Below are 13764 nucleotides of genomic sequence, written 5' to 3'. Positions count from 1 at the left end.
TATTTTACCTCATTCGTTGCTCAAAATAGCGGCAGAATTTTTCGGTACTGTTGTGTGTGTGATATTGGCAGGGGCATTCAACGAGGGTAGACACCCCACCAAAGCCGCCTATCCCAGGTCGTCCAATACCGCCGGCTGAAGGTAGGAAACCTCACCCCAGCTCACTAGCCGCAAGACACCCTCCTCCACCACGAACCGGTTCACGCTCGCATTGAGCACCTTGAAGTCGCGCGGCGTTTCCAGCGACAGCCCCAGCGCTGCGCGGTAGGCACATTCGAGCACCCCGCCATGCGCCACCAGCGCGACGGTCCGGCCTGGATGCGCCGCCGCGTGCGCCATGATGGCGCCCGTGGTCCGATCGAAAAACGCATGGAACGTCTCGCCGCGGTTGGTCCCCGGCGGCAAGTCTGCATCGACGTCGCGCGCCTGCCAGGCCGCGAACTCGCGTGGGAAGCGCGCCGCGATCTCGCTGTACAGCAAGCCTTCGAAGCCCCCGTAGCAGCGCTCGCGCAGCGCCGCGTCAAGGCCGACCTGCGCGCCACGCGGGCGGGCGATAGCGTCGGCGGTCTGGCGCGCCCGCTGCAAATCGCTGGAAACGATGTGGTCGATGCGCTCGGCGGCAAGCGCGGCGCCCAGCAGGGCCGCCTGGCGCTCGCCCTCGGCATTGAGCGCGATGTCGAGATGCCCCTGGAGCCGCTTTTCAGCGTTCCAGGCGGTTTCGCCATGGCGGATCAGGAGGATGGTCGTCGGGGCTGCGGTGGAAGATGGAGCGTTGTCGTTTGAAAGCATGAGGTTCGTTCGCCCGAACCTCGGGGCGGTTCAGGTCGCAAGTAGGGGGGCCACGTCGGGATTGAGCGAATACACGCCGAAGGTGCGTGCTTCGTCCAGGATATGCCCGCGGATTGCCAGGCGCAGTTCGGCGCCGCCGAAGCGGCCCACCAGCGGCAGCCGCGGGATGTCGAGCGCATACAGCGTAAACACGTAGGTATGCACCCGCTCGTCGTTCCATGGCGGACAGGGGCCATCATAACCGTAATACTCGCCGGCCATGGTCGGATCGCTTGCGAACCAGCCGGTATAATCGTTGATGCCCTGGCGCAACTGGTGCTCGGTGCCGTTCTTGATCGTGAAGGGCACCAGCGGGCCCGGCTTGCCGTGCGGGGTGACCATGTCGGAGAACATGCCCTCGGCCAGCGACTTCAGGACGACCGGGATGTCCACCAGCGACCAGTGGAAGAAGTCGACCCGCGGCAGCGCAGCGGAGACGGTCTTGCCCTCCTGGTTGACGTCGTCGCCGACGGACGGCACATCGGGATCGTGGCAGATCAGCACCAGCGACTTGGCGCCCGCAGGCACGTCGTCCCAGGCGAGATGCGGACTGCGATTGCTGGACAGCCTGACGTGGCTGTCCGGGTCGCTCACCGCGAACGCACAGTGGGGCGGGATCGTCCCGCCTTCGGTAAATGAATCGCTCCAGATCCGCATATGACCTCCCTGCCCTTCCTGCTATTGACCCGCGACGGCGACGCAGGTTTCAGCGCTGTGCACCTGCCACCGCGACGGGATCAACCTGCAGCCAGAATGTGACAGGACCATCGTTGATGAGCGAAACTTTCATGTCCGCTCCGAATTTGCCGGTCTCGACAATGCCATGCCGCTCACGGGCCTGGCGCACGACATGCTCGAACAGGCGCCGCCCGTCTTCCGGCGCGGCGGCCGGCGAGAAGGAGGGACGCGTGCCCGACCTGGTATCGGCAGCCAGCGTGAACTGCGGCACCAGCAGCAGGCCGCCGGCCGTGTCGGTGATGCTGCGGTTCATCTTGCCGGCGGCGTCGGCGAACACGCGGTAGCCCAGCAGCTTGGCCAGCAGGGCCTCGGCTTCGCGCTCGGTGTCGCCCTTTTCGGCGCACACCAACACCATCAGGCCCGATTGAATCGCGCCGACGGTCTCGCCGTCGACGCGTACGCTGGCCTCGCTGACGCGCTGCAGTAATCCAATCATCGCAGACCGATCATGCCAGCGTGACGCGCGCGAACTTGCGCTTGCCGACCTGCATGACAAAGGTGCCGGCCTCGACCTGCAGGCCCTTGTCGCTGACGACGGCGCCGTCGATGCGCACGCCGCCCTGGTCGACCATGCGCATGGCTTCCGAGGTCGAGGCGCACAGGCCGGCCGCCTTCAACAACTGGGCCACGCCCAGCGGCGCACCCGGCAGGCTCACTGCCGGTACATCGTCCGGGATCCCGCCCTTCGAGCGGTTGACGAAGTCGGCCAGCGCATCGTCGGCGGCCTGGGCCGAATGGAAGCGCGTGACGATTTCCTTACCCAGCGCAACTTTCGCATCGCGCGGGTTGGCGCCCCCGGCGACTTCGGCCTTGACCTGGGCGATCTCGGCGATCGAGCGGAAGGACAGCAAGTCGTAGTACTTCCACATCATGTCGTCCGAGATGCTCATCAGCTTGCCGAACATGGTGTTCGGGGCTTCGGTGATGCCGATGTAATTGTTCTTGGACTTGGACATCTTTTCGACGCCGTCCAGGCCTTCGAGCAGCGGCATGGTCAGGATGCACTGCTGTTCCTGGCCGTAATCTTTCTGTAACTCGCGGCCAACCAGCAGGTTGAACTTTTGGTCGGTACCCCCAAGTTCAAGATCCGCCTTCAAAGCGACCGAATCATAGCCCTGCATCAAAGGGTACAGGAACTCATGCACAGCAATGGGAGTCCCACTCTTGTAGCGTTTGGTGAAATCGTCGCGCTCCATCATGCGGGCGACGGTGTAACGCGAGGCGAGCTGGATCATGCCACGCGCGCCCAGGGGGTCGCACCATTCCGAGTTGTAGCGGATTTCCGTGCGCGCGGCGTCCAGCACCAGTGAGGCCTGGCGGAAGTAGGTCATGGCGTTTTCCTCGACCTGCTCCTTGGTGAGCGGCGGACGCGTGACATTGCGGCCCGAAGGGTCGCCGATCATCGACGTGAAGTCGCCGATCAGGAAGATCACCTGGTGGCCCAGGTCTTGCAGCTGGCGCATCTTGTTCAGCACCACGGTGTGGCCAAGGTGCAGGTCGGGCGCGGTCGGGTCCAGGCCCAGCTTGATGCGCAGCGGCTTGCCCGACTGTTCGGAGCGCGCCAGCTTCTGGGCGAATTCGCTCTCGATCAGCAGTTCATCGACACCGCGCCTGGCAATGGCCAGCGCCTCGAGCACCTTGTCCGTCAACGGCAGGGAAGCGGAAGAATTCAGCGGAGCGCCGCTACCGGACGAAACAGTGGAAGTCATATATGCGAGTTGAGTATTTATGTAGGAAAATTGCCAAGGGTATTGTAGGACCAGTTCTTTTGGTATAATTCACGATCGTTTTTCAGTTTCCTGTAGAAAACTTTGCAGATCGATAAGAAACTGGAACCTTAGAAGTTCAGCCGCAAATTTTAACTGATTGCATGAACCCTATACATAAAATCACTAGCAAGAGCCTGCTCCAGCTGCTGCCGCGAACGCGCAAATCGCGCATCGTGAGCGCCGGCGCCGCACTCCTGAGCGTGTGTGCTTTCGGCGCAGTCGCCGTGGCCCCGATCGCCCCCGACGCGGCAGACATGCCGGTCACCTCGATCGAGCAGAGCCTGGAACTGCCGAATCTTGCAGACCAGATCGCCGCCCTGCAGCAAGACCAGCAGGAGTTCATCCACGAAGAGCGTATCCGACCAGGCGATTCGCTTGGCTCCCTCTTCACCCGCCTTGGTGTCAACGACGCCGACGCCCAGAAATTCTTCCGTAGCGACAAAACCGCCCGCCGCCTGCTGTCCCTCAAGACCGGCAAGCGCGTCCAGGCCGAAACCGATGAACATGGCCTGCTGCTGTCGATGCGCGCCACGATCACCGACGGCAAGGCCGGCGAGGCACGCCGCATCACCGTCGAGCGCCAGGGCGAGAAGTTCGTCGCCACCGAAGCGCCGGCCAAGCTCGAGCGCCGCGTCGAGATGCGTTCGCGCGAAATCACCAGCTCGCTGTATTCGGCGACCGACTCGAATGTCGACGGCGGCAGCATGCCGGACTCGGTGGTCGCCCAGATCATCGAAATGTTCTCGACCAACATCGACTTCCGCTCCGACATCAAGCGTGGCGACCGGTTCAATGTTGTGTACGAAACCTTCTGGCTCGATGGCGAACTGATCAAGACCGGCCGCATCCTGGCAGGCGAATTCGTCAACCGCGGCGTGGCCTACCAGTCGGTGTGGTACGAAGACCCGGTCACCAAGCAGGGCGGCTACTATAGCCTGGACGGCAAGTCGCTGAAGAAAGCTTTCCTCAAGTCGCCGCTGGAATTCTCGCGTATCTCGTCCGGCTTCTCGATGCGCACCCACCCGATCTCGGGCAAGTGGAAGGCGCACAAGGGCGTCGACTACGCAGCCTCGTCGGGCACCCCGATCCGCGCGGCCGCCGACGGCGTCGTCGATTTTGCCGGCAACAGCGGCGGCTACGGCAACCAGGTCGTCCTGAAGCACTGGTCGAGCTACAGCACCGCCTATGCCCACATGAGCCGCTTCGCTCCGGGCGTGCGCAAGGGCAGCAAGGTCAGCCAGGGCCAGGTCATCGGCTACGTCGGTTCGACCGGCTGGTCGACCGGCCCGCACCTGCACTACGAGTTCCGCGTCGCTGGCCAGGCCAAGGACCCGAACAAGTTCAAGTCGCTGGCCCAGCAGCCGCTGACCCAGGCCGAACTGAGCCGCTTCCGCATGGCCGCTGCCGAGATGAATCACCGCTTCTCGCTGCTGGCGCCAAGCGGCAACGCCATGGCTGCACGCTAGAGCACCTAACAATTCCCCCGATGGCTGCGTTGCATCGTCTCGCCGTACTAACGTACTGTCTTCGACGATGCGCCTTGCCCTCGGGGTGTTGTTAGGCGCTCCCAGCGCTTCCCTTTTCCTCAAACGCCCCGCCGCATCTTGCATGCCGCGGGGCGTTTGCTTTCAGCACTTCTTTTATTCAGCAAGCATAAATTCCATGGTGTAGCAGTTTAATTTCCACTATATAGAAATTTTATTGCCTGATGATTGTTTTTCAATGCTAGAGTTCATGCGAGCTTTACTTGAAAACATCATCGAGGAAATACCATGAGACCTGTTTTTGCTGCCGCCACGCTCTGCCTGGCCCTGCTCGCCACCCTGCCCCAACGCGCTGCCGCACAAGACCCTGCCGAAAGCCGCCGCCAGATCGAAGCCATCGTCCAGGCATTCGACAAGGCGATCATTGCGAAGGACACGGCCGGCTTCATGCGCCTGTTCCTGCACGAAGACATTACCTGGGTGGGTGTCGACACCGATACCAGCATGGCGCGCGAGCGGGCCGCGTTGAAGGATCCGAAGCAAGTCTTGCCCAAGATTATGCGCAGCACGCCGCGCAAGTTCATTGAAAATATTGCTCGCACCCCAGAAGCGCGTAGCGAAACCTTCGAGAACGTGCGCATCGATACCGATGGCGACATCGCGCAGGTGCTGTTTGACTACAGCTTCATGCGCGACAATTACCGGAACAACTGGGGCAAGGAGAGCTGGCAGCTGGTCCGCACCGAGGAGGGATGGAAGATTGCGGCGGTGATTTGGTCAATGGAAATGAACCCGGTACCGCCGCCGAAGAAGTAGTCCAGGGGCCAGCCTGCGCACTTGCATGCCGGCCGGCCCACTGGCGCCGCCCGCTCAGGCCGTAGCGAGACCCAGGCGCAGCGAGCGCTCGCCCGATGGCTGGACGGACACCGGCATGCGCGCAGGCGCAGGGGCGGCGTCGACCGTGAAGGTATTCACCAGCGCGGCCAGCGAGCTCGCCTGGTCCTGCATCGATGCGGCCGCCGCGGCCGCTTCTTCGACCAGCGCGGCATTCTGTTGCGTGACGTCGTCCATCTGGGTGATCGCGGCATTGACCTGCTCGATGCCGAGCGCCTGCTCGGCGCTGGCCGAGGTGATTTCGGCCATGACGTCGGTGACGCGCGTGATGCCCTGGACGATTTCCTGCATGGTTGCACCGGCCTCGTCGACCAGGCGCCCGCCGGCATCCACTTTTTGCACCGAATCCGTGATCAGGCTGCGGATTTCCTTGGCCGCACCCGCCGAACGTTGCGCCAGGTTGCGCACTTCGGAGGCGACGACGGCAAAGCCCCTGCCCTGTTCGCCGGCGCGTGCCGCTTCCACCGCGGCATTGAGCGCCAGGATATTCGTCTGGAAGGCGATGCCGTCGATCACTGCGATGATGTCGCCGATCTTCTTCGAGGACGCGTTGATCGATTCCATGGTGGTCACGACTTGCGACACCACCTGACCGCCGCGCACGGCAATCTCGGAGGCCGCCTGTGCCAGGGTATTGGCCTGGCGTGCATTATCGGCATTCAGTCGGACCGAGCTGGTCAGCTCTTCCATCGACGAGGCCGTCTCTTCGAGCGAGCCGGCCTGCTGCTCGGTACGGGCAGACAGGTCGAGATTGCCCGAAGCGATCTGCTGCGAGGCGCTGACAATGGTCTCGGTGCCGGCGCGTACTTCGTTCACCGTCGTGAGCAGGCTGTCGTTCATGCGCTTGAGCGCCGACAGCAGCTGGCCGACTTCATCGCGGCTCGATACCTGGATGTCGGCGGTCAGGTCGCGCGAGGCAACCTGCTCGGCAAGTGCGACGGCATGGGCCAGTGGGCGGGTGATGCTTCGGGTCAGGAACAGGGCGAACAGCGCGCCGCATGCCAGCGCAGCGATACCCATGCCGACCAGCAGCTGTTGTGCGCTCGCCTGCAATGCGTCGATGCGCGCGTTCGCTTCGGCGAACAGCCTGCCCTGGTAGGCCACGACCTCTTCCACCGTGCCCACATACTTTTTCATCTCCGGAATGACTTTGTCGGTGAGCTGGGCATGGTCCACGTCCGGTTCGGCCTTGCGGCGGAAGGCCTCGTCGCGCGTCGCAACATATTTCTTGCGCTGATCGGCCACCGCCTTCAGGCGCGCCTTGCCCTGTTCGCTTTCGACCAGCGCCTCGAGCTCTTTCTGAACCTTGGTCACGCCAGCGCTCACCGCCTTCATTTCCTGGTCATAGTACGCATCGTCGGCCGGATCAGTGCTTTTGATTTTTGCGATAGTCCGGACGCTGTTGGTTGCGATGCCCTGCAGCCACTGGGCAGCAAGATCGGACTTATGTGTCGTGGCCGTCATGACGGCCTTGGCGTCGGCAATACGGCCGAGCTGCCACAAGGCAGTCCCCAGCATGACCGCGGCGAGCACGAGGATCACGGCGAAGGCGCTGCCGAGCCGGGTACCGATGTTCAAGTTATTGAATTTCATGTTCATCCTGCAAAACGATAAGCGTTGGGGCGATATGCCGGAAACGTCGGCCGGTTGGTCAAGCGTTCGCGTCCTGTCTAGAGAATTTACTCTAATCAACTTAGCTTGCCATAAAAAAATACTGCAAGTAGACAGAAAGTGAACTGCTCATTAACATAAAGACGTTTAAAAACAACGGTTTAATAATAATGTGATATCCGCGTTGAACTATTTGCCAATAGTTCATATTGGACAAGCTTTCGTATAAGAACGCGAGCGTTTAGTATGCTGGTCGGCGCACCACCGTTCGGTCGCCCCATAAGGAGAAACACATGAGCGAGACCTCGTCCCTATATATCGGCCTGATGTCCGGCACCAGCCTCGACGGCGTGGATGGCGTACTGGCCGACTTCGCCGGCGGCGGCATCCGCACGATTGCGGCCGCCTTCACGCCCTTCCCCGAAGCGCTGCGCGGCGAGTTGATGGCCCTGCAGGCCGCCAGCGAGAACGAGCTCGAGCGCGAAGCGCTGGCCGCCAACGGCCTGGCCCTGTGCTACGCCGACTGCGTGCGCCAGCTGTTGCCCGCCGCTAGCGCGGGTGTGGCCGCAGTGGCCGTACATGGCCAGACCATCCGCCACCGCCCGGAACTGGGCTTTACGCGCCAGACCAATAACCCCGCCCTGCTGGCCGAATTGGTCGGGATCGATGTGATCGCCGACTTCCGCAGCCGCGATGTCGCCGCCGGCGGCGAGGGCGCGCCGCTGGTGCCGGCCTTCCACGAGGCCGCCTTCGGCAAGCCGGGCACGGCGCGGGTCGTGGTGAACATCGGCGGAATCGGCAACATCAGCGTGCTGCATGGCGATGGCCGCGTCACCGGTTTCGATACCGGCCCGGGCAATGTGCTGATGGATCTGTGGATCGGCCGTCACCTGGGCAAGGCCTACGACGAGGACGGCGCCTGGGCCGCTAGCGGCAGCGTGAACGCGGCGCTCCTGGCGGCGCTGCTGGACGAGCCCTATTTCCGCCAGCCGGCGCCCAAGAGCACCGGGCGCGACCTGTTCCACGACACTTGGCTGGACGGCAAGCTGAAGGGATTCGAGGCGTTGGCGCCGGCCGATGTCATGGCGACACTGACCCGCCTCACGGCAGTGGCGATCGCCGACGCCATCCGCGGCGAGGGGACGGCGGTGGATGGGGTGTACGTGTGCGGCGGCGGCGCCTATAACGCGAGCCTGCTGCGCGAGATCGGCAGTGCGCTCGGCGGTGTGCGGGTGGAATCGACGGCGGCGCTGGGCATCGCCCCGAACCGGGTCGAGGCGCTGGCCTTTGCCTGGCTCGGCTACCGTTTCATGGAGCGCCAGCCGGGCAACCTGCCGGCCGTCACCGGGGCGCGCGGCCCACGCATCCTGGGCGCACTCTATCCCGCGTAAACAGCAAAGAGCCCGGACAAGCCGGGCCCTCTAAAAGGAACGGCCCGGATGAACCGGGCCGTCGACTGCCCGGCGCACCGGGCGGCCTGGGGGAAGGTTCAGGCGGAGAACGACGAACCGCAACCGCAGGTCGAGGTGGCGTTCGGGTTCTTGATGACGAACTGGGCGCCTTCGAGGTCGTCCTTGTAGTCGATCTCGGCGCCGACCAGGTACTGGTAGCTCATCGAGTCGATCAGCAGCTGGACGCCGTTCTTTTCCATCGTGGTGTCGTCTTCGTTGACGATTTCGTCAAACGTGAAGCCATACTGGAAACCGGAGCAACCGCCGCCCTGCACGAAGACGCGCAGCTTGAGGTCGGGATTGCCTTCTTCCTCGATCAGCTGTGCAACCTTATCTGCGGCGCTGTCGGTGAAGTTGATCGGGACGGGGATCGTGTCGTGCTCTTGCACTTCGGCGACTGCGGTCATGAAACACTCCTGGTGAAATACGTGAATTACGCTATGGTGTCCATTATAGACCCTTGGCGCAACTCATGCTGCTTACCCGGCCGCTACGCCGGCCTCGGCGTCGGCTAGATGAAACACCGGCTCGCCTGCGGGTTCGTGGGTCAGTTTTCCGGTCACGAGGGCGCCGCCGTGCATCTCGAGCAAGCGGTAATGGACATCACCATGTATGCGGCCTTTTGGCTGTATTTCAAGCAGTTCTGACGAATATACCGATCCCGCGATATAGCCGTTGACCACCAGGCTGGTGCAGCGCACCTCGCCCTCGATCCGCGCATGTTCGGATACGATCAGCATGCTGTCGGCGCCGTCGGCCGCAACCACGTTGCCATGTACCTCGCCGTCGATGCGCAGGCCGCCGGTAAAGCACAGGTCGCCCTCGATGCGGGCCGAGATGCCGACCAGGCTGTCAATCTCGCTTTTTACTTGTCGACCGAACATGTTCCACCTCTCCAGTAGGACGCCAGCGGATTCGCCGCAGCGCTGAAATCAACCTGTGCATCGGTCAATTTACCGTTCTCAACAAGAGTGGCGTTGATCTAGATCGGCTTGGCAGGAATGCGATTCAGCAATCCAACACACGGCGGGTCGCGCCGCGCGTCGGGCCTGGACGTAAAAACGGCCGCATCGCATGCGGCCGTTCGGTACAGCGCGATTCCCCGGAATCAGGGCAGCAGCGCGATCTGCTTCAGGCCGGTCGCTTCGTCGAGGCCGAACATGATGTTCATGCACTGCACGGCCTGGCCGGCCGCGCCTTTCATCAGGTTGTCCTGCACCACCAGGATAACGACGGTGTTGCCGCCTTCCGGACGGTGCAGCGCCAGGCGCAGCATGTTCGAGCCGCGGGTCGACCGGGTTTCCGGATGCGAGCCGAAGGGCATCACGTCCACGAATTGGCTGTCCTTGTAGGCATCTTCGAACAGGGCCTGCAGCGCCGCGTCGTCGATGTCCTGCGTCAGGCGCGCGTACAGGGTTGCGTGCATGCCGCGGATCATCGGCACCAGGTGCGGGGTGAAGATCAGGCCGACCTTCTGCTCGGTGAAGCGCGCCAGCTGGGCCGAGGTTTCCGGCGTGTGGCGGTGGCCATGCACGCCGTAGGCCTTGAAATTATCGCTGGATTCCGAGAACAGCGTGCCGATCTCGGCCTTGCGGCCGGCGCCCGAGACGCCCGACTTGGCGTCGGCGATCAGGTTGCCCGCGTCGATGATGCCGGCCTTGAGCAGCGGGTAGAAGCCGATCTGCATGGTGGTCGGGTAGCAGCCCGGGTTGGCGATCAGGCGTGCCTTCTTGATATCTTCGCGGTTCAGTTCCGGCAGGCCGTACACGGCTTCTTCGATCAGTTCCGGGGCGGTATGCGGGATCTTGTACCACTTCTCGAACGTGGCCTGGTCTTTCAGGCGGAAGTCGGCCGCCAGGTCGATCACCTTGACGCCGGCCGCCAGCAGCGCCGGGGCTTGCGCCATGGCGACACCGTGCGGGGTGGCGAAGAACACCACGTCGCACTGGCTCAGGTCGGCCTTGTCCGGGCTCGAGAAGGCCAGGTCGACGACGCCGCGCAGCGAGGGGAACATGTCGGCCACCGGCAGGCCGTCTTCCTTGCGCGAGGTGATCGCGGTCAGCTGCACGTCGGGATGCACGGCCAACAGCCGCAGCAATTCCACGCCCGTGTATCCGGTTCCGCCAACGATGCCAACTTTGATCATGTTCTGTTCCTTAGTGAGATAAAAAATGAGATCGGCAGGACGAAGCTGCACGGGTGTGCAATTCTAACAGTCATGAAAAATGCGTGCGCCACCGCGCCTCGCACAGGATGCACAGGAAATTTGCATTAATTGGCAGAAATGCAAATAATATTTGCAGGCACAAGCCGATTAATGAACTGGTGATGAACCGGAAATGTCGGGACAATAGCGAGAAAGGTTCCTTGCGGAAACAAATTCCTGATATAAAGTGAGGGTTGAACGTTTCTTTCCGATCAACCCTTACCACGACCAGACCCATGTCCATCCACCAGCTCGTCTATCTCAGCCAGTCTGTCCGCAAGGTTTCCGCCGATGAACTGCGCGCCATCCAGGCCACCGCCCAGGCGAATAACCAGCACATCGACGTCACCGGCAGCCTGTTCTACAACGGCGGCTGGTTCCTGCAGGTGCTGGAGGGCCCGGCGCCGACGCTCGCCACGCTCTACGACAAGATCGAACAGGATCCGCGCCACAAGCATTCGCGGGTGCTGTACAACGAACCGGCCAAGTTCCGCACCTTCCCGCGCTGGACCATGAACATGATCAACCTCGACGACCGGCAGGCCGACAAGTACGAGGAGCTGGTCGAGGTCATCGACGCCGCGCGCAGCGACCGCAAGATCGGCGCGGCGTCGCCGGCCGCGACCCTGCTGAAGATCTTCCGCAGCTGACCGCCCCTGGCGGTCGCCGCACCGTCAGTCCACCGAGCCGGGCGTGATCGATTTGCTGACCTTGCCCTGCTCGTCCAGCATCTGGATTTCCGCCTTGCCGTCGGCCGAGACCAGCAGCATCATGCGCGTCCTGCCCTTGGCGTCCTTGAGCTGGAGCGCCGAGCCCTTGCTACCGGTGTTGCCGAGCCAGATGCGGTTCTGGCCCAGGCGTCCTTCGTCCGCCAGTTTGTTCCAGTAAGCCCTTTGCTCGGCTTGCGGAAGCTTGGCGCTCTCCTCGCGGAAGCGCCGGATGTCGCCGATCGAAGTAAGGCCGTGATAGGGCACGTCATTGATCTTCAGGCCGCTCATCTGGTGGTCGGCGCTGTCGTTGTTCATCAGCTGCACGGCCTGGTCCTGGCGGAAACGGTCGAAGGTGAGCGACAGGCCGGACGCGATCTTGCCATCGGCGCCGATGCTGCCCTTCTGGATCAGACCGCCGTTCTCGGTGCCTTCCTCGTTGATGAACAACATGCCGGCAAAGCTGCGGCGGTCCGGGCGTGCGCCCTCCTTCCCTTGCATGAAGTCGCCCGGAAACTGGGCCTTGTTGGAGATGATCATGCGCTTGGTGCCGTCCGGTTCGACGATGTTGATGCGCCCGACGGTGATCTCGTCGAAGCTGGCGCGCCGGGCCGGGTTACCGGCGCCGCTCAGGGTCATGATGGCGGCCAGGGCCGCGGCCATGGTGGTGGCGCCGGCGAAGAAGGTTCGGATCTGCGACATGGGGGTCTTCCTTATTTGTGTTTGTTTTTCAGACGGCGCAGCCGCCACTCGATGAACAGGCCGACAAAGCCGCTGAAAAGCACGATCGCGCCGAGGTACTGCAGGATGCGGTTGCCCTCTGGTTCAATGTATTTTGTATCGACCAGTTCGAAGCGGCGCCGTCCGTCTTCCACCGCCTCGTAATACACCGTGCCGCGGCTGTCCGGCCACTCCACGGTCAGCGGGCGCTCCCGTTTTGCCAGGAAGTCCGCCGACTGTTTCCCCATGTCCTCGACCGTGATGGTCTTGGCGACTAGCTGCTGGGCAAGGATTGCCCTCCAGGTGGTGAAGATGTTCTCCGCTTCGCCGGCACGGATCACGCCCGGCGAAGCATACTTGTAGAGCTTGTTCGAGAAGAAAATGCCGTCATTCGCCGCCAGCATCATGGCAAAGCCGAGGATCCACGCCGCCGCCGAACCGAACAGCCAGCGCTTCGTATAGTGGACCTGCACCGCCACTTCGCCGGCAGTGAACTGGGTCACCGCGGGAATATGGCGCAGGGTGGTGTCGAGCACGCTCTTGTCCACCTCCTGCAGGAAGCTTGCCGCATCCATCTCCAGGGCCGCGAGGATGGTGGAAAACATCTCGGCCGAGGGCACCGACTTGTCGTTTTCCAGTTTCGATAAATAGGATTGCTCGATGCCCGCCAGTTGCGCGAACTGCGGTTGGGTCAGGCCCTTGTCGGTCCTGATCGCCTTGAGTCTTTCGCCAAAATTCATATCAACCTTTCCTGAACGTCAATGGAATGGTCGTATTCTTGGCTATTCATGCATGACTTGGAAGATGAATATCGGCGAATAATGAAGAATCCGACGGCGCCTTACCCAGAGCGCATGGAACGCGCGGAAAAGGCCCCGTAAAAGCAAAAAGCCGCCCACCTTGCGGAGGACGGCTTTCGCAGCCAGCGCCCGAAGGCGCTGCCAGCAGCTTGAGACGAATTAACGCTTCGAGAACTGCTTTGCGCGGCGTGCTTTACGCAGGCCGACTTTCTTACGCTCGACTTCACGGGCGTCACGGGTGACGAAACCGGCACGTGCCAGGTCGCCCTTGAGGCCTGCGTCGTAGTCGATCAGGGCGCGGGTGATGCCGTGGCGGACGGCGCCTGCCTGGCCCGACTCACCACCACCGTGCACGTTGACCTTGATGTCGAAACGCTCGACGTTGCCGGTCAGTTCCAGCGGCTGGCGGATGACCATCAGGCCGGTCTCACGCGAGAAGTATTCGTTCGCAGGCTTGCCGTTCACGACGATCAGGCCGGTGCCGGCTTTGATGAACACGCGAGCGACTGCACTCTTGCGACGGCCGGTGCCGTAGTTGTAGTTACCGATCATGTCA

Annotated in this window: 15 protein-coding genes; 4 read left to right on the top strand and 11 right to left on the bottom strand. The window is 62.5% G+C overall.

The features are described from left to right. Positions 1–108: 108 nt before the first annotated feature. From AC56LU_RS21335 to tyrS, 4 genes are read right to left on the bottom strand one after another with little or no spacing between them, the layout of a single operon-like run. Positions 109–789 carry a histidine phosphatase family protein gene (locus tag AC56LU_RS21335; RefSeq protein WP_497177622.1) on the bottom strand — a complete coding sequence of 227 codons (681 nt, stop codon included), beginning with the start codon at positions 787–789 and terminating at the stop codon, positions 109–111. A 30-nt stretch (positions 790–819) separates the two neighbouring features. After that, positions 820–1485, bottom strand: coding sequence for a YbhB/YbcL family Raf kinase inhibitor-like protein (locus AC56LU_RS21330; protein WP_497177621.1), 666 nt, complete (start codon positions 1483–1485; stop codon positions 820–822). Between the two features lie 49 nt (positions 1486–1534). After that, positions 1535–2002 (bottom strand): D-aminoacyl-tRNA deacylase, encoded by a 468-nt coding sequence (dtd, locus tag AC56LU_RS21325; protein ID WP_497177620.1) that lies wholly within the window; start codon positions 2000–2002, stop codon positions 1535–1537. Between the two features lie 10 nt (positions 2003–2012). After that, positions 2013–3275: a tyrosine--tRNA ligase gene (gene tyrS / locus AC56LU_RS21320; protein WP_497177619.1), complete on the bottom strand. Its 1263-nt coding sequence runs from the start codon at positions 3273–3275 to the stop codon at positions 2013–2015. Positions 3276–3436: 161 nt separating this feature from the next. Between tyrS and AC56LU_RS21315 the strand changes: the two genes are divergently transcribed. Both AC56LU_RS21315 and AC56LU_RS21310 read left to right on the top strand, forming a co-directional pair. Next, a complete protein-coding gene (locus AC56LU_RS21315) occupies positions 3437–4801 on the top strand; it encodes a peptidoglycan DD-metalloendopeptidase family protein (protein ID WP_497177618.1) in 1365 nt (454 codons plus the stop codon). 306 nt (positions 4802–5107) lie between these two features. Then, the gene (locus AC56LU_RS21310; RefSeq protein WP_497177617.1) at positions 5108–5635 is read left to right on the top strand and encodes a YybH family protein; all 528 of its coding nucleotides are present in this window, start codon (positions 5108–5110) and stop codon (positions 5633–5635) included. 54 nt (positions 5636–5689) lie between these two features. Here AC56LU_RS21310 and AC56LU_RS21305 read toward each other — a convergent pair whose 3' ends face one another. Next, positions 5690–7306, bottom strand: coding sequence for a methyl-accepting chemotaxis protein (locus AC56LU_RS21305; RefSeq protein WP_497177616.1), 1617 nt, complete (start codon positions 7304–7306; stop codon positions 5690–5692). Positions 7307–7617: 311 nt separating this feature from the next. Here AC56LU_RS21305 and AC56LU_RS21300 point away from each other — a divergent pair, with 311 nt between their 5' ends. Further along, positions 7618–8715, top strand: coding sequence for an anhydro-N-acetylmuramic acid kinase (locus tag AC56LU_RS21300; protein WP_497177615.1), 1098 nt, complete (start codon positions 7618–7620; stop codon positions 8713–8715). A 98-nt stretch (positions 8716–8813) separates the two neighbouring features. Here AC56LU_RS21300 and erpA read toward each other — a convergent pair whose 3' ends face one another. From erpA to argC, 3 genes are all read right to left on the bottom strand, one after another. Next, on the bottom strand, positions 8814–9182 hold the full coding sequence (erpA, locus tag AC56LU_RS21295) for an iron-sulfur cluster insertion protein ErpA (protein WP_497177614.1): 369 nt from the start codon (positions 9180–9182) through the stop codon (positions 8814–8816). Positions 9183–9254: 72 nt separating this feature from the next. Then, positions 9255–9659, bottom strand: a complete 405-nt coding sequence (locus AC56LU_RS21290; RefSeq protein ID WP_497177613.1) for a bactofilin family protein — start codon at positions 9657–9659, stop codon at positions 9255–9257. Between the two features lie 224 nt (positions 9660–9883). Next, positions 9884–10921 carry an N-acetyl-gamma-glutamyl-phosphate reductase gene (argC, locus tag AC56LU_RS21285; RefSeq protein WP_497177612.1) on the bottom strand — a complete coding sequence of 346 codons (1038 nt, stop codon included), beginning with the start codon at positions 10919–10921 and terminating at the stop codon, positions 9884–9886. Positions 10922–11217: 296 nt separating this feature from the next. Between argC and AC56LU_RS21280 the strand changes: the two genes are divergently transcribed. Next, complete coding sequence (locus tag AC56LU_RS21280; RefSeq protein ID WP_497177611.1) at positions 11218–11631, top strand: BLUF domain-containing protein; 414 nt, start codon at positions 11218–11220, stop codon at positions 11629–11631. 24 nt (positions 11632–11655) lie between these two features. Here the strand turns inward: AC56LU_RS21280 and AC56LU_RS21275 are convergent, their stop codons facing one another. The 3 genes from AC56LU_RS21275 to rpsI all read right to left on the bottom strand — a co-directional run bounded on the left by AC56LU_RS21275 (position 11656) and on the right by rpsI (position 13760). Next, on the bottom strand, positions 11656–12390 hold the full coding sequence (locus AC56LU_RS21275) for a hypothetical protein (RefSeq protein ID WP_497177610.1): 735 nt from the start codon (positions 12388–12390) through the stop codon (positions 11656–11658). Positions 12391–12401: 11 nt separating this feature from the next. Continuing rightward, positions 12402–13148: a helix-turn-helix domain-containing protein gene (locus tag AC56LU_RS21270; RefSeq protein ID WP_497177609.1), complete on the bottom strand. Its 747-nt coding sequence runs from the start codon at positions 13146–13148 to the stop codon at positions 12402–12404. 219 nt (positions 13149–13367) lie between these two features. Beyond that, the gene (gene rpsI, locus AC56LU_RS21265; protein ID WP_027865814.1) at positions 13368–13760 is read right to left on the bottom strand and encodes a 30S ribosomal protein S9; all 393 of its coding nucleotides are present in this window, start codon (positions 13758–13760) and stop codon (positions 13368–13370) included. Positions 13761–13764: the final 4 nt, after the last annotated feature.

Source organism: Telluria sp. PB2R4, from assembly GCF_059685695.1.
This window is presented reverse-complemented; position numbering and strand designations above follow the sequence as displayed.